This is a genomic window from Microbacterium martis (genome assembly GCF_047246685.1).
GTDB lineage: Bacteria > Actinomycetota > Actinomycetes > Actinomycetales > Microbacteriaceae > Microbacterium.
The window spans coordinates 485,310-504,133 of sequence record NZ_JBFOKT010000002.1 but is presented as its reverse complement, the minus strand read 5'-3'; the positions used below and the strand labels follow the sequence as shown (position 1 = coordinate 504,133).

Here is an 18,824-nt window from a genome sequence, read left to right as displayed (position 1 = left end):
GACCAGGTCAGGCGAAACGCGTGCGCTGGGTCAACCGGGTGCGGATGTCGAAGAGCTCATTGCCGCCGATCACGCGCGCGCCGGGCAGGCCACGGCGAAGCACACCGGGCAGCGCGCTGCGCCGGACGACGGCGACGGGCAGACCGCGGATGCTGCCGAGCGGCGTGACCGCCTGCGAAAGGTCGTCGTCGGGGAGCACGACGATGGCGCCGCTGAAGCGCACGCGCGCCGCCCGGGCCACGGCCGCGACCTGCGACAGAAGGGTCGTGACCGGGGCGCGGTGCCCGAGGCTCGGGCCCGTCAGCTCGCCGCGACGGATGCCGACCACACCGCCGAAGTCCGCCGACATCACCCCGTAGAGTCCCGAGGGGCCGAGGATCACGTGGTCGAGCCGCTGCGCGGCATCCGTCGTCCGGCCATCGGGCGAGGTGGCGGGCGAGGTGGCGGGCGAGGCGGCGGGCGAGGCGGCGGGCAGGGTGGCGATGCCGTGCCAGAGCGTGAACCCCATACCGAGGCCCGCGACCGCGGCGGCGGTGCCCTCCTCTGCCAGGGCCTCGGCGAGAAGACGCCTGAGCTCGCGCGGCGCCGCCCGGACGATGGCCGGCGCGTAGGGGTCGGCGATCTCCTCCCCGGCCCATTCGCGCAGCAGGTCGATGTACTTCGTGCGCCGCCAGGCGCCCGGCTCGCCGTACGTCTTGGGTCGCGGGCGCGTGTCGGCGGGCGGCGCCGGGGCGCGCCATCCGCTCCACTCCGTCTCGACGCCGATGCCGTGGCTGCGATCGTAGGCCGCTCGGCCTTCGGGGGTGCCGATCAGCTCCCACGCGCGCTGCACCCGGATAAACACGGCCGCATCTCCGCCGGTGTCGGGGTGCGTCTCGCGCAGACGCGCGCGGTAGGCGCGGCGCAGTGCGTCGTCGCCCGTCGTCGGAGTGACGCCGAGCACGTCGTAGGCGGATGCCGAGAGCGGGCTGTCGAACATCGCTCTCCTTCCGCCGCGTCCAGGCTATCCCGCCCGCCCGCACCCCCGCGTTCCGCGCGCCCGCCCGCGCCCGCCCGCTGCGCCCCGCTCAAAGGAGAAGCACGCCGGTAACTCGCCCCTCCCACCGGCGTGTTCCTCCCCTCACCGCGCGCCTAACGGTCCGCCGCCGCCGTGCTCCGCCCACTCGACCGCTCGAAGGAGGAACACGCCGGTAACTCGCCCTCGCTACCGGCGTGTTCCTCCCATCACCGCGCGCCGAGCCGGCCGCCGTGTCCGCCACCCGCGCCCCGCTCCGCGCCCACCTCCGCGCCCCGCCGCTCGAAGGAGGAACACGCCGGTAACTCGCCCTCGCTACCGGCGTGTTCCTCCCTTCAGCGCGCGCCGAGCGAACGGTTCGAACGGTTCGAACGGTCCGAACGGTCCGAACGCGCCGCGCGTGGGCCGAACCGCTCGTCGCGCGCGCGGATCAGAGCGCGACGGTGCGGAATCCGGCGTTCCCCATGGAGGAGTCCGGGGTGTTCTGCGACCGGGCCGAGTTGCGGTACCTGTTGCAGTACGAGATGTGGCAGAGGTAGCTGCCTCCGCGCAGCACGCGCGAGTCGCCCGCAGCGGGTCCCGTCGGATCGGATGCCGGACTCGACTGGTAGTACGACGGGTCGAACCGATCGGCGCACCACTCCCAGACGTTGCCGACCGGCTGCCACAGGCCGTAGTCGTTGGGCTCGAAGGTGCGCACCGGCGCCGTGGTCAGCCAGCCGTCCTCTGCGGTGTTCCTCGTCGGGAACTCGCCCTGGAAGATGTTCGCGCGCCATCCGCCCTCGTCGACCTCGTCATCACCCCACGGGTACTTCGCGCCGGCCAGCCCGCCCCGGGCGGCGTACTCCCACTCGGCTTCCGTCGGAAGGCGTCGGCCGGCCCAGGAGCAGTACGCGATCGCATCGTTCCAGCTCACGTGCACGACGGGGTGATCGCCCTTGTCATCGATCGACGACCCGCGCCCGCCCGGTCGTCGCCAATCGGCGTCGCGCACGCCGCGCCACCACGGCGTCTGGGGAGGCACTCCGAGGATGTCGACGTCGGGGGCGGTCACGGCGAGATGGAACACCGCCGAGTATCCGAAGCGCTCCGCCTCGGTGACGTAGCCGGTGGCCTCGACGAAGCGCGAGAACGCGTCGTTCGTGACGGTCGTCGCATCGATCGAGAAGGCCGAGATCGCGACGGTGTGCAGGGGCACCTCGCCGTCACCGGCGTTCCGGTCGTTCGACGAGTCGCCCATCACGAAGCTTCCCGCCGGCACCACCGCCTGCTCGATGTCGTGAACACCGGATCCCGCGCCCCCTGCCGCACCGGCTCCCGCGCCACCTGCCGCACCGGCACCCCCTGCCGCATCCCGGTCTGCGCTCCGGGGCGAGGTCATCGGCGCCTCGCCGCTCGAGAGGGTCGTGGGCCGGGAGGGGGCGCCGCATCCGCATCCGCACCCTGCTGCATCCGTCATCGGCATCGCTCCGCCGCTGGACACGCTCGGTCTCCGATCGCCCTCATGTGGACGAGTGTATCCGCCGAAACGATTCGATAAACTGATCGTCTCCCCCGATCGTCCCCAGTCCTGCGAGCCGCTTTCCCATGGCCACACCCCTCACCACCGGCCGCCCGTGGCGTGTCATCCTCGCCTTCTCGATCCCCCTGCTCATCGGCAATGTCGTGCAGCAGCTGTACCAGTTCGCCGACGCGATCGTCGTCGGCCGGCATCTCGGCGTCGAGTCGCTCGCAGCGGTCGGCGCGACCGGGAGCCTGCTCTTCCTGCTCCTCGGCTTCGCCTGGGGCCTCACCAGCGGATTCGCCATCCCGATCGCCCAGGCCTTCGGCGCCCGCGACGATGCGGCGGTGCGGCGTTCGGTGGCCACCGGTGTCCTGCTCACCGGTGCGACCAGCATCCTGCTGACGGTGGTCGCACCGCTCATCGCCGCGCCCATCCTCGCGCTGCTGCAGACGCCGCCCGAGCTCATGGCCGAGGCCACGGTCTTCACGCAGATCAGCTTCCTCGGCGCGGGCGCGACGATGTTCTTCAACTACCTCTCCGCGATCATCCGCGCCATCGGCGACTCCCGCACCCCACTGGTCTTCCTCACGGTGTCGTGCGCGCTCAACGTCGGGCTCGTGGTCCTCATGGTCGGACCGCTGGCGTGGGGCGTCGCGGGTGCCGCCCTGGCGACCGTCGTCGCCCAGGCCGTGTCGGTGGCCCTGTGCCTCGAGTTCGTCCGTCGCCGTCTGCCGATGCTGCACCTGCGGCGCGTCGATTGGCGCGTCCGGCGCGAAGACGTCGCCGAGCACCTGCGCCTCGGGCTGCCGATGGGGTTCCAGGCGTCGATCATCGCGATCGGCACGCTGACCGTGCAGGTCGCCCTCAACACGCTGGGAGCGGATGCCGTCGCCGCCTACACCACCGCCTCGCGGGTCGACAGCCTGGCCGTGGCGCTGCTGTCGTCGCTCGGCCTGGCCGTGTCGATGTACGCGGCGCAGAATCACGGCGGTCGCCGGCCCGACCGCATCCGTCGCGGGGTCGTCGAGGCGACCTGGATGTCGATCGTCGCCGGACTCGTGCTCGGAGGGCTGCTGGTCGCCTTCGGAGCGCCCATGGTGCGGCTGTTCGTCGGCGACGGCTCCGACGAGGTCGTCGAGCTCGCGCATCTCATGCTCATCATCAACGGATGCGGCTACTGGGCCCTCGGCATGCTGTTCGTGCTGCGCGGCGCCCTGCAGGGGCTCGGGCACACGCTGGTGCCGACGATCACCGGGGTCATCGAGCTGGTGGCGCGCGTCGCGGCCGCCGTGGTGCTCGGCGCGATGATCGGCTTCGCCGGCGTCGCCCTGAGTAATCCGCTCGCGTGGGTCGGCGCGATCGTGCTGCTCGTGCCCGCGTACATCGCCGCGCATCGCGCGCTGGCCCGCATGCCGATCGATCCCGCCGAGGCGACCGAGACCTCGGCCATCGCCATCGTCGGTCCGACCGACGGATCGATGGTGGTCGACGCGGTCGTGACACAGCCGGTGCCCACGGTGCGCGTGTCGCGCCTGCGTCGTCTGACGCTCGACCGTCGTTCCGAGCGCTCGCGCCGCTGACGCTGCATCGCCGCGGCCGGAAGATCGTCCTGGAGGATGACGCGCATCGGCCCTGCGGGGGATGAGGCGCCCGCGGCGGATTCCTAGTCTCGAAGGAGAGCGGAGATCACGCGGGCATGCGGAGATCAGGCGGACAGGGGGGCGTCATGTCGACATGGGGTGGAACGAGGCAACTCGCCGAGGTGATGGTCGCGATCGGCATCGCCGGCGCGGTGCTCGCCGCGGTCTGCGCCGTCGTCGCGGCGATCGCGATCATCCGCGGGGCCGGAGGGCTGAGCGGGGGCGCGGTGGGGCTGTGGATCGCGTGCGCGCTGGTGAGCGTCACGGCATCCTTCGGCGATCAATGGATGCCGCTGCTCGCGTCCTGCGCCGCACTGGCCGCCATGCTCGTGGTGGGCGGCGTCGTGCGCGCGATCGTCGACGCGGCCGGTCGCGAGCGACGGCCTCGGCTCCCGCGCGTCGCGCCGAGCGTCGAGAAGGCGGGATCGTCGCCGGTTGCGGTGGCGACGTCGGTCATCGCGACGGTCGGCTGAGGCGGCCCTCCGGCGCGGCGTGAGTCCGCCTTCCGCCGCGGCGCTCCCGCCTCGGACGGCGACCGCGCTCAGAGCGACGGCAGGCGGATCGTCCCGGTCGCGATGCGCTCGGTCGGCATCCGATCGCGGTCGTAGGTGATGTCGGTGTAGCCGTGGGGTGTCGGGATGCCGTCCTCGTCGAGGCTCACGAAGACGATCTTCTCGATCGTGAGCAGACGCTGGCGGGTGATCATGTTCCGCGCCACCGCACGCATCGTCAGCGACGTGCGGCCGAAGTGCGTGGCCGTCAGGCCGATCTCGACCAGGTCTCCCTGCACGGCAGAGGCCTCGAAGTTGATCTCGGAGATGTGCTTCGTGACGGCCCGGTAGTTGCCCAGCTGCACGATCGCGTAGATCGCGGCCTCTTCGTCGATCCACTTCAGCAGACTGCCGCCGAAGAGCGACCCGTTCGCGTTGAGGTCTTCCGGTCGCACCCACTTGCGGGTGCGGAAGTTGATGCCGTCTTCCGACCAGTGCCAGGTCGGCGCCTTCTGCTTCGCCATAGGCCGAGGCTACGTCCGTCATGAGTCGGCGATGTTACGCGCGTGCGAAGGAACTCGGCGCCCTCACCCCCGTCGTGCACGACACCCAGGATGCAGGAGATCGCACGATCTGCAGGAGCGTGAGCGGCGAGGGCTCCTGCACAGCGGGAGATCTCCTGCAGTGCGTGCGACGTGCCCGCGCGGCGGCATCCGCCTCCGCTCAGGGCGGAGCCGCTCGCGGCGGATACGCGCGCGCTCGCCGCGAGGGCGACGGATGCTGGGGGCATGAGCGAAGACAACCCCATCCACCAGTTCGGGCCCGAGGCCCGGCGAGCCCTGTTCCATGAGCGGGTGCTCGTGCTGGACGGCGCTCTCGACGACGACAACGGCACGCTGCTCATGACGCAGCTGCTGACGCTGTCGGCCGAGGACCCGACCACCGACATCGCCCTCTGGATCCACTCGCCCGGCGGCTCCGTGCCGTCGATGCTGGCGATCCGCGACCTCATGACGCTGATCCCGAACGACGTCTCGACCCTGGCCCTCGGTCTCGCCTGCAGCGCCGGCCAGTTTTTGCTCTCCGCCGGCGCGAAGGGCAAGCGCCGGGCGCTCCCGCACGCCCGCGTCCTCATGCATCAGGGGTCGGCGGGCATCGGCGGGTCGGCGGTCGAGATCGAGGCGCAGGCCGACGACCTGCGGCACATGCGCGACACGGTTCTGGGCCTCATCGCGGCCGACACGGGACAGTCCGTCGACCGCGTCTTCGAGGACTCCCTCCACGACCGCTGGTACACGGCACCGCAGGCGCGGGACTACGGATTCATCGATGAGATCGTCTCGTCGACCGCCGGCATCCTCCCTCGCCGACGGGCGCGGGTCGGTCTGGGGGCGAGCGCATGAGCGGCTACACCATCCCGAACGTGATCGCGCAGCATCCGCGCGGCGAGCGCGTCATGGACGTCTACTCGCACCTGCTCGCGGAGCGCGTCATCTACCTGGGCACGGGCATCGACGCGGGGGTGGCGAACGCCCTGGTGGCGCAGCTGCTGCATCTCGACGCCGACAGTCCCGAGAGCGGCATCCAGTTCTACGTCAACAGCGAGGGCGGCGATCCCGGGGCGGCTCTGGCGATCTACGACACGATGCAGCACATCCGCCCGCGCGTCGCGACGACCTGCGTCGGTCAGGCGATCGGCCCTGCTGCGCTGCTCGTCGCCGCCGGCGCCGAGGGAGAGCGGGCTGCCCTCGCGCACGCGCGCATCGTGCTTCACCAGCCGGCCGGACAGTCGCGCGGGGCGATCCCCGACCTCATCCTCGCCGCCGACGAGGTGGTACGGGTCCGGGCCGACATGGAGGCGATCCTCGCCCGGCACAGCGACCGGTCGGTGGAGGAGCTGCGCATCGACACCGACCGCGACCGCGTGTTCACGGCATCCGCTGCGCGTGACTACGGGTTGATCGACACGGTGCTGGGGGAGCGGACCGTCTGATTCCGCCCCTGGGTGTCTTCTCTCGATCCCGGAGGTCAGCACAGATGTCGGGAGTCTGCACAGATGCCGGGCGATTCCGCGGCGTGTCGACCGACATCCGTCGAATTTCCCGACATCCGTGCGGCGGCGAGGGCGGCGTAGAGAGGACGTGCGTCAGGCGGCGAGGGCGAGGGCGTCGCGGGAGATCGAGCGGCGGGCCGACGCGGAGACGAGGGCGGATGCCGCAGCGGCGGTCGATCGCAGCTGGTCGGCGACCGCGCTGGTGAGGTCGATGAGCGAGGTGCCGAGGGCCCCGCCGATGGCCGCGATCATCTCGCTCGACGGTTCCTTCAGCCCCCGCTCCACCTCGGAGAGATACTGCGGCGAGACGCCCGCCTTCCGGGCGGTCTCGGCGAGGGTCTCCTGTCGCTCGTGGCGGCGGCGGCGCAGCTCCTCGCCGACGAGCTGCCGCCAGAGCGGCTCGGGATCGATCGGGCGCGGGCGACGGGCAGGGCGGGGGGTGCTCGGGAACGGGACGATGTCGGCCATGCCTCACGATAGGCCGCGGCATCCGGCGCTCTCGAGCCGTTCTGCTGAGAGCAGAACGGCGGCGGCGGTGCTTCCACAGCTCGCGGCATATCCGTGAATGCCCGCCTGATAGCTTTCTGCGCGCCGGCACCGAGTCTCACCGGATGCCGGCACAGCCCTGATGGGGGTCATGGGGAGATAGGGCGGGGAGTGAGGCGGCGGCAGGCCGTTCTCACTCCCCATGCCCCGATCGCGACGGAAAGAGCGGAACGGACGAATGATCAACGGGTTCAAGGAATTCATCCTGCGCGGCAACGTCATCGAGCTGGCGGTGGCCGTCGTCATCGGAGCCGCCTTCACCAACATCGTGAACGTGCTCGTCGAGGCGCTCATCAACCCTCTCATCGGACTGTTCTTCCAGGCGGGGAACTTCGATGAGGCGATGCTCGTCAGGGTGCCGAACCTCAGCGGCGGAGAGTCGGTCTTCGCCTTCGGACTCATCATCGGCGCCGTCATCAACTTCCTCGCGGTCGCGGCGGTCGTCTACTTCGTGTTCGTGCTGCCGATGAACAAGGCGAAGGAGCGCGCCGACCGGCTGCGCCCCGCCGTCGTCGAGCCCGAGCCGCTGCCGACCGAGGCCGAGCTGCTGATCGAGATCCGCGACCTGCTGCAGTCGCGCCGCAGCGTCTGATGGGCCAGCGCCGAGTGGGTTCGTCGGTCTCCCGCGCGATCGCCGCGGCCCTCAGCGGCATCCTCCTCGGCGTCGGCCTCACGGTCGTCTCGACGCCCCCTCCTGCGGCCGCCGCCGCCCCTCTCGCCTGCCTCGACACGGTGTACTTCATCGACGGCACCGCAGCGAATGTCCGCCGGCTCGACCTCACCACGGGCGAGACCGCGGCGACCCCCGTCTTCGCGACGCCCGCGACGGCCGGCGTGAACACCAACCAGCTGGGAGTCGGCGCCGGGGGAAGGATCGCGATCACCGGCACCAGCACCAGCGTCGTCGAGTACGCGCCCGAGGCCAGCGCTGCCGGCGTCGTGACCACCGCGCCCAAGACCGCCGGCGTCGGTCAGGGCACGATGGGGGCGATCAATCCACGGACCGGGCTCTACTACTACGGCGGGTTCTCGGGCGCCACGGTCCGCCTCTACGTGTACGACCCCGTGACCGATGCCGCACCCGCCGGGCCGGTCGTGACCGTGAACACCCCGAACAATCCCGGCGGCAACGGCGACATCGCGTTCGACAAGACAGGGCGGCTCTACGTGGTCTCCGGCAGCGCCACGCAGGCGGCGCTGTACGTCGCCGAAGGCGTCGTCCCGACGTCGGGTACGGGCACGATCCTCGACTCCCGCGAGCTCTCGCGCGGCGCGACCTCCGCCGTGACCAACGGCATCGCCTTCGGGTCGGACGGACACCTCTATCTGGGCGGACCCACCGCGCTGCAGAAGACGAACCCGATCACCGGCGCTCCCACCGGCACGACCTTCGCGCTCAGCGGCGTCAGCTCGACCGATCTGGGATCATGCTCCAACCCCTCGAGCGCCGAGACCGCGGCCGAGTTCGACGGCCCTCGCGCCCAGGCCTCCGACACGACGAGCGTCGTGCTGGAAGGCGGGTCGTACGGAACCGACGGCACCGGGCCCGACTTCCCCGGCGGCGGCGCCGGCACCGGCGGCTCCGACGGACCCAGCGACCCCGGGCTGATCATCCCGGGCGAGACCTATACGCTGCGCCAGGAGGCGGTCGGCACCACCGACCTCGACGACTACACCACCACTTGGACGTGCACCGACGGGGCGGGAGCGGTCGTCGCGAGCGGCTCGGGCAACACCGCCTCCTTCACGGCGCCGGCCGGCACCGACGGCGCCAACATCGTCTGCCGCTTCGTGAACGTGCTGCCTCCTCCCGTCGCGGTCGCCGACGCGGAGGTCGGCATCCACGGGGCGCCGATCGCGCTCGCCGGAGCGACGAACGATCAGCCGGGCACGGGGGCGATCCTTCCCGAACAGACGGTGTTCACCGATCCCGCCGCGACCGACGGAGGAAAGCGCCTCCAGACCGGTGACGGCGTCTGGACCATCGGCTCCGACGGGCGGATCCTGTTCACCCCGGCTTCCGGCTTCAGTGGAGAAGCCGTCACGCAGTACCGCATCACCGACGACAACGGCCAGTCGTCGACCGCCGACGCGACGGCCACCGTGCGGCCCGGTCCGACCGCAGGGGCCGACGCTTCTCCGACCAGGCAGGGCGAGTCGGTGCAGATCCCGGTGCTCGGGAACGACGCCCCCGGGCAGAACGCCGACGGGACGCCGGGCTCCATCGCCCCGGCATCCGTCGTGTTCACGGCGTCGGACCAGCCGCCGGGCGCGGTGGTGAGCACCGACGGCCGTCGCATCGAGGTGCCCGGCGAGGGGGTTTACACGGTCGATCCGACGACGGGCGTCGTGACCTTCGAACCGGAGCCGACCTTCGTGGGGCCGGCGGCCTCGCCCGTCGCCTACCGCTTCACCGACAGCGTCGGGAACCCCGCGACGGGATCGATCCAGGTCTCCGTCACCGCGGTCGGCCCGACCGCCGTCGACGATGCCGAGACCACGCCGCACGCGACCACGGTGATCGTCGAGGTGCTCGCGAACGACACCGAGGGTCCGGGCGGGATGATCGATCCCAGCGCGGTCGTCTTCACCGATCCGGCGGCGGTCGACGGCGGCACGCTTCTCGAGACCTCGCAGGGAACCTGGGGCGTGAACCCGGCGGGGCAGATCGACTTCACCCCGGCGGCCGGGTTCGTCGGGGTCGCGAGCACGCAGTACCGCATCGTCGACGTCAACGGTCAGACGGCGACGGCGACGGTCTCGGTGCAGGTCGGTCCGGGGCCGACGGCGAACCCCGACTCCGCGTCGACGGCGCAGAACGTCGACGTGTCGTTCCCCGTGCTCGGCAATGACGTGCCGAGTCCGCAGGCCGACGGGAGCGCAGGGGAGTTCGACGAGGCGACGCTGCGGTTCCTCGTCACGCCTGCGCTCCCCGCCGGCAGCGCGGTCACCGCGAACGGGCGGGTGCTCACCGTCCCGGGGCAGGGCGTCTACACGTTCGACCCGGCGACGGCACGGGTCTCGTTCGATCCCGCGCCGGCCTTCACCGGTGCGGCCACCCCGGTGACCTACACGGTCTCCGACTCGTTCGGCAACAGCGCATCGAGCACCGTCTCGGTCACCGTCGGCGCGATCACGCCTGTCGCGATCGACGATGCGGCGAAGACGCCCGGCGGCGTCGCGGTCACCCTCGACGTGCTCGCGAACGACCAGGCAGGGGCCGAGTCCGCTCCGCTCGACAGCGACTCGGTCGTCTTCACCGCCGCCGACGCGACCGACGGGGGCGCGACGCTGGTCGTCGCCGGCGAGGGCACGTGGACCGTGCGCGACGACGGCAGCGTGCGATTCGCCCCGGTGCCCGGATTCACCGGCCAGACCACCCCGGTGACCTATCAGGTGGCCGACGAGAACGGCACGACGGCGACCGCCGAGATCGTCGTCACCGTCGGTCGCGGAGCGGTCGGCGTGCCGGACTCCGAGACGACCCGACAGAACACGCCGGTCCTCGTCGACATCCTCGCCAACGACATCCCGAGCGATTCGGGCCGTCCCTGCGATCCCGGCGAGACCGATGTCCCGACCGGATGCGACTCCGCCCAGTTCGATCCGACGAGCTCGTTCTTCCCCGGAGAGGGTCAGCCGGCGGGCGCGGTCGTCTCCGACGGCGGGACGACGCTCACCGTCCCCGGTCAGGGCGTGTACTCCGTCGATCCGTCGAGCACCGTGACCTTCACGCCGGAGCCGGCCTTCACGGGAGTCGCGGCGAGCGTCGTGTATCAGGGCGTCGACTCCAACGGGGTGACGGCCTCGTCGACGATCACGATCACCGTCGGGCCCGTCATCCCGGTGGCGCGCGACGACAGCGAGAGCACCGCCCACGGCACGCCGGTCGCCATCGGCCTGCTCGCCGACGACGACCCCGGCGACCCCGCGGCGCCGCTCGTCGCCTCGGCGACGACGTTCCCCGCTGCCGGGCAGCCGTCGGGCGCCGCGGTCTCGCCGGACGGGAAGACCCTCATGATCGACGGCCAGGGAACGTTCGTCCTGGATGCCGCCGGGACTGCGATCTTCACCCCGGCGGACGGCTTCTCGGGAACGACGACTCCCGTGCTGTACCGCATCACCGACACGAACGGCACGACGGCCGAGGCGCGAGTGGACGTCACCGTGCGCCCCGGCCCCGCCGCCGTCGCCGACGCCGATTCCACGCCGCAGGGCATCGCGGTCACGGTGCAGCCGCTCGACAACGACACCCCCTCGCGCAATGCCGACGACTCCGACGGGTCGTGGGCGGCGACGAGCGTGCGCTTCCCGACCGCGGGGCAGCCGGGCGGTGCCGAGGTGCTCGACGGCGGGACTCGGCTCGTCGTCCCCGACGAGGGCGCCTACACCGTCGGCGGCGACGGCTCGGTGACGTTCACGCCTGCGCCGGAGTTCCGGGGCGCGGCCACGCCGATCGTCTACTCCGCGACAGACACGGTGGGGAACGGGATCGTCTCGACCATCGCGATCGAGGTCGTCCCGGTCGTGCCCGTCGCGGCCGACGACACGGCGGCGACACCGTTCGCGACCCCGGTGACGTTCGATGTCGCCGGCGACGACGAGGCCGGTCACCCGTCGATCCCGCTCGACCCGACGACGCTGACGTTCGAGCCGTCGGGCATCCCCGCCGGCGTCACCGGCGAGATCCGCGACGGCGGCACCACGCTCGACATCGCCGGCGAGGGCGTCTACACGCTCGCCGACGACGGGACGGTGACTTTCGTCCCGGCGACCGGCTTCACGGGAGACACCACCCCCGTCCGCTACACGATCCGCGACGCCAACGGCACCGCCGCCACGGCAGCGCTCTCGGTGACCGTTCGTCCGGGCCCGGCCGCGACGCCGGACGTGGGAACGACGCGGCAGAACACCCCGGTCACCGTCGACGTGCTCGATGACGACACCGCCGGCCAGCTGGCCGACGGCACGAGTGGCGCCCTCGACACGGCATCCGTCGTCTTCCCGCCCACGGGACAGCCGCCGGGAGCGACGCCCGGAGACGGCGGGAAGACGCTCGTGGTGCCCGGACAGGGCGAGTACGCGATCGAAGACGACGGGCGGATCACGTTCACGCCCGAACCGGCCTTCCGCGGCGAGGCGCTGCCCGTGACGTACACGGTGACCGACTCGCTCGGCAACACGGCCACCGCCGCGGTCACCGTCACGGTGACCGGCGTCGACCCGGTGGCGCGCGACGACTCGGTCACCGCCTCTCCGGGCATCCCGGTCGAGATCGACGTGGTCGGCAACGACTCGGCCGGCGACGACACCGCGGCGCTCGACCGCGACTCGGTGCGGATCATCGGCGCCGACGGCGCCCCGGTGTCCGAGCTCACGGTGCCGGGAGAGGGCGTCTGGCGCGTCGACGACGGGTCGATCGTCTTCACTCCCGAGCCCGGTTTCACCGGCACCACCTCGCCGATCGTCTACGCGGTCGCCGACGGGAACGGCACGCGGGCGACCGCATCCGTCACCGTGACGATCGTCTCCGGAGCACCGCCCGTCGATCCGCCCGTCGATCCGCCGACGGCTCCGCCCGCGACGGGCACCGACCCGGACTCCGGCGGCAACGCCGCCCTTCCGACCACCGGTGCCGCCGTGCCGTGGGTGGCGGTCGGCTGCGGCGTGCTGCTGCTGCTCGGCGGCATCGCCCTGCTCCGTCGACGACGGCCGTCGTGACCGATCCCGCCGAGGTCGTCGCCGGTCGCGGAGCCGGCGGTCGAACACTCCGGGCCGGCGCGGTCGGTGATCAGCCGGGCTGACCACCCGCCGCCCCGCGCGGTCCGAAGCCCCAGCGCAGCTCGACGGCGCCCGGGCCGAACGCACGATGGAGCTGATGCACCGACCCGCCGCCGTTCAGCGACACCGGCGTGATCGTGACCCCGGCGGGCGTCTCCACGCGCTCTTCGCACCAGTCGGGCAGCGCGTCGGGGTGGAAGCGCGTCCAGACGAGAAGCTCGCGGCACTGGCGCGACACACCGTGACCTGTCTCGCGCGTGGGCGGGTAGTCGCTCGGGTACTCGACCGACCACTCCACCATGGCGGTGTCGGGAGCGGTCAGCGGGGCGTCGAGCTCGAACAGCACACCGTGCACCTCGCCGCTCGGGTGCGAGTACGTCGCCGTGATCCTGCCGCCCGACACGGCGGTGAAGATCGGCGGGGGCGTGCGGAGGCCGGGCGTGAGCTCGAGGAACGGAGTCGCCGTGATCGTCCCCGATGTGGTCTGCAGCACGCTTCGGGTGATGCTGAAGGCGAGATTGCCGTCGGCATCGACATCGGTCACGGAGTGCGTCGTCACCTCTCGCGACGGATCGGGGTAGGGCGCCCCGAGCGCGCGATACGCGTCTTTCACGGCCTTCTCGACCTCCTGCTGATCGATCGGGAAGACGCTCGGGCCCAGCGGTCCGGTGCGCTTGGTCGACGGGAGAAGACGGATCAGCGAGTGATCGCGAAGCCCGAGGAGCTCCTCGATGTCGGCCAGTGCCGCGAGCGACTGGACGCCTTCCGGGCGGCGCGCCCCCGAGCGCCAGTAGCTGAGCGTCGCCATCGAGACGCGGTTCCCGCGGTGCTTCAGCTGTTGCTGGAGCCACGAGAGCGTGACCTGCCGGGCGTTGATCGCGTCGCGCAGAGCGCGGGCGAAAGCGGCGGGATCGGCCTCGTGATCCTCGTGTTCGAAACCCATCACACCACCCCTCCGGTATGTGAAGAACGCGGTCTTAGAGTGAGCTTACGGCCGCACGAGCACACCTCAGGGGACCGGGTGAGCAAGTGCAGTCGACGGCTGTGTCGTCGAAGGGCAGGGCGCCAGACCTTGTGTACGGCCAGTATGACGCAGTGATGCCCCCTTTGCTGCGTAAGTCGTGAGGCCCGGTGCTCGATCTGGGGAGATCCACCGGGCTTCACGAACTCCGTCGAAGCCTCCGACGCGTCCGCCGTGCGCCCCCGCGTAGACTGGGGAGGACACCCCCGGAGGACCCTCGATCGTCATGTCTGCCCCTGCTCGCGCATTCACCATGCGACACGTGCAACTGCTGCGTGCGCTGTTCGCGGCGATCGCTGCCGTGATGATCACCTTCTCCTCCGACCATTCGGCGCCCGTCGGCCTCTCCGTGTTCAGCGGCTTCGTGTTCGTCACGGCCCTCGTGCAGGTGCTCGCGGCCTGGCTGGTGCTGCCCGCCGGCTCGCGCTGGTCGTCCGTCGTGCTCGCGGCGCTCGGCGTGATCGCCGGAATGGCCAGCGGCATCCCGGCCTGGCGCTCCGACGACCTCTTCTTCGCCGTCGTCTCCGCCTGGGCGCTGATCAGTGGCGGTGTCGAGCTGCTCGCCGGCATCCGCTCGCGCCGCAGCGGCGACCCGCTCTCCCGCGACGCCATCGCCGTGGGCGCGTTCGGCATCCTTCTCGGCATCCTCCTCCTGCTCATCCCGTCGGGCTTCGTGCAGCAGTACACCATCGACGAGGCCGGCACGTTCGAGCTCTCCGGCATCATCCTCGGCGTGGGCATGTTCGGCGGGTACGCCGCGATCGTCGCCGTCTTCCTCGGCATCGCGGGGCTCACGCCGAAGCGGGCGGATGCCGTCGCCGACGCGGCATCCGACGACCACAGCACCACCGCGGTCGAGCACGGAGGAGCGCGATGACCGACGACAAGCCCACCCGTCGGGACATCCTGCGGCCGCTGCACCTGCTGGGCATCGCTCTGGCCTGCGGCGTCTTCGCCATGATCGTCACGCTGGTCTCGACCGGCGCCTTCACGCTTCGCGTGAACACGGCCATCGCCGACGGCACCTACGAGGGCATGACGCCGTTCGCGCTGGGTCTCGTGGTCGGCGGCGGCGCCTTCATCGCGACCCTGCTGATCCTCGCGATGCTCATCCTCGCCGTCGATCCGTCCGATGTCACCAAGACCATCGATCGGCCGGTGCTGTACGACCCGGAGTCCGACGAGAAGCCCGGTGCCGACGATGAGCCCGGGCGTCGCAGCGATGGTGAGTAGTCGCCGATCCGCCGGATCCGGAATAGTCGCGGCGCGCGACGACTTGACCTCAGAGTGACCGCCTCCCTCGACCGCGCCTCCATCGGACTGCGGTCGGAGCGCGGTCCCGTGCTCGGCGCGCTCATGCTCGCCACAGGGCTCATCGCCATCGACGCGACGATCCTCGCGACGGCCGTGCCGAGCATCGTGCGCGAGCTCGGCAGCTATCAGCAGTTCCCGTGGCTGTTCTCCGTCTACCTGCTGGCGCAGGCGGTGAGCGTGCCCATCTACTCGAAGTTCGCCGACACGGTCGGCCGCAAGCCCATCATCCTGCTCGGCATCGCCCTCTTCCTGCTCGGCTCGATCCTCTGCGGATTCGCCTGGAGCATGCCCGCCCTCATCGCGTTCCGCGTGATCCAGGGGCTCGGCGCCGGAGCGGTCGCGCCCATGTCGATGACCATCGTCGGCGACATCTACACCGTCGCCGAGCGGGCGAAGGTGCAGGGGTACGTCGCCAGCGTCTGGGCGATCTCGTCGGTCGTCGGTCCCGCGCTCGGCGGCATCTTCGCCCAGCTCGACGCATGGCGATGGATCTTCTGGGTCAATATCCCGCTCTGCCTCATCGCCGGCTGGATGCTGTTGCGCAGGTACCAGGAGAAGAAGCAGACCCACCGCCACCGCATCGACTTCGCCGGGGCGGCGCTGCTGACCGTCGGCCTCACCGGCATCATCCTCGGCATGCTCGAGGGTGGAAACGCGTGGGCGTGGGTGTCGCTGCAGAGCGCCCTCTGCTTCGGTCTCGGCGCCCTCGCGCTGACGGCCTTCGCGTTCGTGGAGCGGCGGGCCGCCGAGCCGATCGTCGATCTGCGCCTGGTCGCCCGACCCCTGATCCTGACGACCACCATCGTGTCGCTCGGCGTGGGGGCGCTGATGATCGGGGTGACGAGCTTCGCCCCGACCTACCTCGAAGGGTCGATCGGCATCGCCCCGCTGCTGTCGGGCCTCGCCGTGGCGGCCCTGACGCTGGGCTGGCCGCTCGCCGCCGCCAACGCCGGGCGGCTCTACCTCCGGATCGGCTTCCGTCGCACCACCCTCATCGGGATGGGCATCACCACCATCGCCGCGGTCGCCCTCGCCGCCGTGTCGCCGTGGCCGCACCCGTTCGCCGTCGCCGCGGTGGCCTTCGTGCTCGGCTTCGGCCTCGGGTGGACCGCCGCCCCGACCCTCATCGCGGCCCAGGCCTCGGTCGGCTGGGGTGAGCGAGGCTCGGTGACCGGCATGAACGCCTTCGCGCGTTCGGCCGGCAGCGCCGTCGGGGTCGCGATCTTCGGCGCGATATCCAACGCGGTCATCGCGCGCGGTGCCGGACCCGACGACCCCGGCACGATCATCGCGGCATCGTTCTGGGTGTTCGTCGCGGTGGCGGTGACGGCCGTGCTCACCCTCGTGGCGGCATCCTTCATGCCGCGCGACTCCGTCGTCGCCGCCGAGACCCCGCGTTAGCGCCGAGACCCCGCCCTGCGGACGTCCGCAGGGCGGGGTCTGGACGGCAGGGCGGGGTCTCGGCGACTCGCGCGGTCGCGAGCGCCGCGGCCGCGCGGGTCAGCGCGCGAGCTGCTCGGCGAGGCCCGTGTAGGTCGCGGGGGTGAGGGCGAGCAGGCGCTGCTTGGCGGCATCCCCGATCTCCAGCGTCTCGACGAACGCCGCGAGGTCCTCGGCGCCGACGCGGTGCCCGCGGGTGAGCTCTTTCAGCAGGGCGTACGGATCCTGGATGGTCGAGCGACCGGCGACGACCTCGGCGCGGATCACGGTCTGAATGGCCTCGGCGAGCACCTCCCAGTTCACGTCGAGGTCGGCGAGCAGCACGTCGCGCGACAGTGAGATCGCGTTCAGGCCGCGGCGCAGGTTGTCGAGCGCGAGCAGCGAGTGGCCGAACGCGACGCCGATGTTGCGCTGCGTGGTGGAGTCGGTGAGGTCGCGCTGCAGCCGGCTCGTGACGAGCGTCTGGCCCAGCGACGCGAGCAGGGCGCCCGAGATCTCGAGGTTCGCCTCGGCGTTCTCGAAGCGGATCGGGTTGATCTTGTGCGGCATCGTCGACGACCCGGTCGCGCCCGCGACGGGAATCTGCGCGAAGTAGCCGAGCGAGATGTACGTCCAAACGTCGGTCGCGAGGTTGTGCAGGATGCCGCCGGCGTGCCGCACCCGGTCGTACAGCTCGACCTGCCAGTCGTGCGACTCGATCTGCGTCGTCAGCAGGTTGAACCCGAGGCCCAGCCCCTCGATGTACTCGCGGGCGATCGTCGGCCAGTCGGCGTCGGGGTCGGCGGCGAGGTGCGCCGACCAGGTGCCCGTCGCGCCGGAGAACTTCGCCAGGTAGTCGGATGCCGCGATCTGGCCGCGCACGCGCTCCAGGCGCCACGCGAAGACCGCGAGCTCCTTGCCCATGGTCGACGGCGTCGCGGGCTGGCCGTGGGTGCGCGAGAGCATCGCCGCGTCGGCGTGCTCGGCCGCGAGCTCGCGCAGCTTCGCGATCACGGTGTCGAGCGCCGGCAGCCAGACCTGCTCGACCGCGCGCTTGACCGTGAGAGCGTAAGAGGCGGAGTTGATGTCCTCGCTCGTGCACGCGAAGTGGGTGAGCTCGGCGATCGCGTCGAGCCCGAGCGTCGAGAGGCGATCGCGCACGAGGTACTCGATGGCTTTGACGTCGTGCTGGGTGACGGCTTCCTTCTCGGCGAGCCAGTCGATCTCAGCCTGCCCGAAGTCGCGGTACAGGGCGCGGAGGCGCTCCTTGTCGGCATCCGACAGGGGGGTGGTCTCGAACAGCGAACGGTCGGTGAGGGCGATCAGCCACTCGACCTCGACCTCGACCCGCGCGCGGTTGAGCCCCGCCTCCGAGAGGAAGTCGGCGAGCCCCGTGACGGCGCCGCGGTAGCGGCCGTCGAGAGGGCTCAGGGGCTGGGGCGGGAGCGAAGGCGTGAAAGTCAGGGGAGTCCTCCTGATCAGGCCCCGGAGGTCCGGGGCGTGCGGGGGAGTCGAAGAGCCGGTTCGAGCTGGCGGAACAGGCCTCGAGTCGAGGCCTCAATCATACCGAGCACCGAATCGAACATCTCGGCGCCCGCGTAGTACGGATCGGGCACGTCGTGCGTGCTCGCGTTCGGGTCGAACGAGAGCAGGAGCGTCACCTTGCCCTCCTCGTCTTCGTCGCGGGCCCACTCGCGCAGGATGCGTTCGTGCGTCCGATCGAGCGCCACGACCAGGTCGTTGTCGGCGAAGTTCGCCGCGGTGAACTGCCGCGCGCGGTGCTGCGACCCGTCGTAGCCGCGCCGGGCGAGCGAGTCGATCGTGCGGTGATCGGCGCGCTCGCCGAGGTGCCAGTCGCCCGTTCCGGCGCTGCGGGAGATGATCCGCGAGCCGAGTCCCTGCCGCTCGGCGAGGTCGCGGAAGACGACTTCGGCCATGGGCGAGCGGCAGATGTTCCCCGTGCAGACGAAGACCACGCGGAAGGGATCCGGGGAAGTCACGCACCCATTCTGCCGGTCGGCGGCGGTCGTGCACAGCGTC

16 protein-coding genes are annotated in these 18,824 nt (G+C 71.4%); 9 read left to right on the top strand and 7 right to left on the bottom strand.

Going from position 1 to position 18,824, the window contains the following annotated elements:
• Positions 1-7 precede the first annotated feature (7 nt).
• Together AB3M90_RS10340 and AB3M90_RS10335 are read right to left on the bottom strand one after the other, a co-directional pair.
• Positions 8-979, bottom strand: a complete 972-nt coding sequence (locus tag AB3M90_RS10340; protein WP_412951867.1) for a DnaJ domain-containing protein — start codon at positions 977-979, stop codon at positions 8-10.
• Positions 980-1,445: 466 nt separating this feature from the next.
• Positions 1,446-2,474 carry a formylglycine-generating enzyme family protein gene (locus AB3M90_RS10335; protein ID WP_489672177.1) on the bottom strand — a complete coding sequence of 343 codons (1,029 nt, stop codon included), beginning with the start codon at positions 2,472-2,474 and terminating at the stop codon, positions 1,446-1,448.
• A 128-nt stretch (positions 2,475-2,602) separates the two neighbouring features.
• Between AB3M90_RS10335 and AB3M90_RS10330 the strand changes: the two genes are divergently transcribed.
• Both AB3M90_RS10330 and AB3M90_RS10325 read left to right on the top strand, forming a co-directional pair.
• Positions 2,603-4,099, top strand: coding sequence for an MATE family efflux transporter (locus AB3M90_RS10330; protein WP_412951865.1), 1,497 nt, complete (start codon positions 2,603-2,605; stop codon positions 4,097-4,099).
• A gap of 146 nt (positions 4,100-4,245) precedes the next feature.
• Positions 4,246-4,632 (top strand): hypothetical protein, encoded by a 387-nt coding sequence (locus AB3M90_RS10325; protein ID WP_412951864.1) that lies wholly within the window; start codon positions 4,246-4,248, stop codon positions 4,630-4,632.
• Positions 4,633-4,700: 68 nt separating this feature from the next.
• Here AB3M90_RS10325 and AB3M90_RS10320 read toward each other — a convergent pair whose 3' ends face one another.
• Entirely contained in the window at positions 4,701-5,174 is a 474-nt protein-coding gene (locus AB3M90_RS10320) for an acyl-CoA thioesterase (RefSeq protein ID WP_412951863.1), read from the bottom strand.
• Positions 5,175-5,438: 264 nt separating this feature from the next.
• On the opposite strand from AB3M90_RS10320, the gene AB3M90_RS10315 reads away from it, so the two are divergent.
• Both AB3M90_RS10315 and AB3M90_RS10310 read left to right on the top strand, forming a co-directional pair.
• Positions 5,439-6,053, top strand: a complete 615-nt coding sequence (locus tag AB3M90_RS10315; RefSeq protein ID WP_412951862.1) for a ClpP family protease — start codon at positions 5,439-5,441, stop codon at positions 6,051-6,053.
• Positions 6,050-6,643 (top strand): ClpP family protease, encoded by a 594-nt coding sequence (locus AB3M90_RS10310; protein WP_412951861.1) that lies wholly within the window; start codon positions 6,050-6,052, stop codon positions 6,641-6,643. Before AB3M90_RS10315 ends, AB3M90_RS10310 begins: the two co-directional genes overlap by 4 nt.
• 153 nt (positions 6,644-6,796) lie before the next feature.
• Here the strand turns inward: AB3M90_RS10310 and AB3M90_RS10305 are convergent, their stop codons facing one another.
• Complete coding sequence (locus AB3M90_RS10305; RefSeq protein ID WP_412951860.1) at positions 6,797-7,171, bottom strand: helix-turn-helix domain-containing protein; 375 nt, start codon at positions 7,169-7,171, stop codon at positions 6,797-6,799.
• A 256-nt stretch (positions 7,172-7,427) separates the two neighbouring features.
• On the opposite strand from AB3M90_RS10305, the gene mscL reads away from it, so the two are divergent.
• Both mscL and AB3M90_RS10295 read left to right on the top strand, forming a co-directional pair.
• Positions 7,428-7,841 (top strand): large conductance mechanosensitive channel protein MscL, encoded by a 414-nt coding sequence (gene mscL, locus AB3M90_RS10300; protein WP_412951859.1) that lies wholly within the window; start codon positions 7,428-7,430, stop codon positions 7,839-7,841.
• Complete coding sequence (locus tag AB3M90_RS10295; RefSeq protein ID WP_412951858.1) at positions 7,841-12,970, top strand: Ig-like domain-containing protein; 5,130 nt, start codon at positions 7,841-7,843, stop codon at positions 12,968-12,970. Before mscL ends, AB3M90_RS10295 begins: the two co-directional genes overlap by 1 nt.
• Before the next feature lie 70 nt (positions 12,971-13,040).
• On the opposite strand, the gene AB3M90_RS10290 is transcribed toward AB3M90_RS10295, so the two are convergent.
• The gene (locus tag AB3M90_RS10290) at positions 13,041-13,973 is read right to left on the bottom strand and encodes a hypothetical protein (protein ID WP_412951857.1); all 933 of its coding nucleotides are present in this window, start codon (positions 13,971-13,973) and stop codon (positions 13,041-13,043) included.
• Positions 13,974-14,304: 331 nt separating this feature from the next.
• On the opposite strand from AB3M90_RS10290, the gene AB3M90_RS10285 reads away from it, so the two are divergent.
• From AB3M90_RS10285 to AB3M90_RS10275, 3 genes are read left to right on the top strand one after another with little or no spacing between them, the layout of a single operon-like run.
• On the top strand, positions 14,305-14,928 hold the full coding sequence (locus AB3M90_RS10285; RefSeq protein ID WP_412951856.1) for an acyl-CoA synthetase: 624 nt from the start codon (positions 14,305-14,307) through the stop codon (positions 14,926-14,928).
• Entirely contained in the window at positions 14,925-15,284 is a 360-nt protein-coding gene (locus tag AB3M90_RS10280) for a hypothetical protein (protein ID WP_412951855.1), read from the top strand. Before AB3M90_RS10285 ends, AB3M90_RS10280 begins: the two co-directional genes overlap by 4 nt.
• Before the next feature lie 54 nt (positions 15,285-15,338).
• Entirely contained in the window at positions 15,339-16,766 is a 1,428-nt protein-coding gene (locus tag AB3M90_RS10275) for an MFS transporter (RefSeq protein WP_412951854.1), read from the top strand.
• Positions 16,767-16,865: 99 nt separating this feature from the next.
• Here AB3M90_RS10275 and purB read toward each other — a convergent pair whose 3' ends face one another.
• Both purB and AB3M90_RS10265 read right to left on the bottom strand, forming a co-directional pair.
• Positions 16,866-18,248 (bottom strand): adenylosuccinate lyase, encoded by a 1,383-nt coding sequence (purB, locus tag AB3M90_RS10270; RefSeq protein WP_412952696.1) that lies wholly within the window; start codon positions 18,246-18,248, stop codon positions 16,866-16,868.
• Positions 18,249-18,262: 14 nt separating this feature from the next.
• Entirely contained in the window at positions 18,263-18,721 is a 459-nt protein-coding gene (locus AB3M90_RS10265) for a low molecular weight protein-tyrosine-phosphatase (RefSeq protein ID WP_412952693.1), read from the bottom strand.
• Between the last annotated feature and the right edge of the window lie 103 nt (positions 18,722-18,824).

What these genes read in the sequence shown, in the direction of transcription:
- AB3M90_RS10340 (WP_412951867.1), bottom strand. Translation starts at nt 979, where the DNA reads ATGTTCGACAGCCCGCTCTCGGCATCCGCCTACGACGTGCTCGGCGTC.
- AB3M90_RS10335 (WP_489672177.1), bottom strand. Translation starts at nt 2,474, where the DNA reads ATGACGGATGCAGCAGGGTGCGGATGCGGATGCGGCGCCCCCTCCCGG.
- AB3M90_RS10330 (WP_412951865.1), top strand. Translation starts at nt 2,603, where the DNA reads ATGGCCACACCCCTCACCACCGGCCGCCCGTGGCGTGTCATCCTCGCC.
- AB3M90_RS10325 (WP_412951864.1), top strand. Translation starts at nt 4,246, where the DNA reads ATGTCGACATGGGGTGGAACGAGGCAACTCGCCGAGGTGATGGTCGCG.
- AB3M90_RS10320 (WP_412951863.1), bottom strand. Translation starts at nt 5,174, where the DNA reads ATGGCGAAGCAGAAGGCGCCGACCTGGCACTGGTCGGAAGACGGCATC.
- AB3M90_RS10315 (WP_412951862.1), top strand. Translation starts at nt 5,439, where the DNA reads ATGAGCGAAGACAACCCCATCCACCAGTTCGGGCCCGAGGCCCGGCGA.
- AB3M90_RS10310 (WP_412951861.1), top strand. Translation starts at nt 6,050, where the DNA reads ATGAGCGGCTACACCATCCCGAACGTGATCGCGCAGCATCCGCGCGGC.
- AB3M90_RS10305 (WP_412951860.1), bottom strand. Translation starts at nt 7,171, where the DNA reads ATGGCCGACATCGTCCCGTTCCCGAGCACCCCCCGCCCTGCCCGTCGC.
- mscL (WP_412951859.1), top strand. Translation starts at nt 7,428, where the DNA reads ATGATCAACGGGTTCAAGGAATTCATCCTGCGCGGCAACGTCATCGAG.
- AB3M90_RS10295 (WP_412951858.1), top strand. Translation starts at nt 7,841, where the DNA reads ATGGGCCAGCGCCGAGTGGGTTCGTCGGTCTCCCGCGCGATCGCCGCG.
- AB3M90_RS10290 (WP_412951857.1), bottom strand. Translation starts at nt 13,973, where the DNA reads ATGGGTTTCGAACACGAGGATCACGAGGCCGATCCCGCCGCTTTCGCC.
- AB3M90_RS10285 (WP_412951856.1), top strand. Translation starts at nt 14,305, where the DNA reads ATGCGACACGTGCAACTGCTGCGTGCGCTGTTCGCGGCGATCGCTGCC.
- AB3M90_RS10280 (WP_412951855.1), top strand. Translation starts at nt 14,925, where the DNA reads ATGACCGACGACAAGCCCACCCGTCGGGACATCCTGCGGCCGCTGCAC.
- AB3M90_RS10265 (WP_412952693.1), bottom strand. Translation starts at nt 18,721, where the DNA reads ATGGCCGAAGTCGTCTTCCGCGACCTCGCCGAGCGGCAGGGACTCGGC.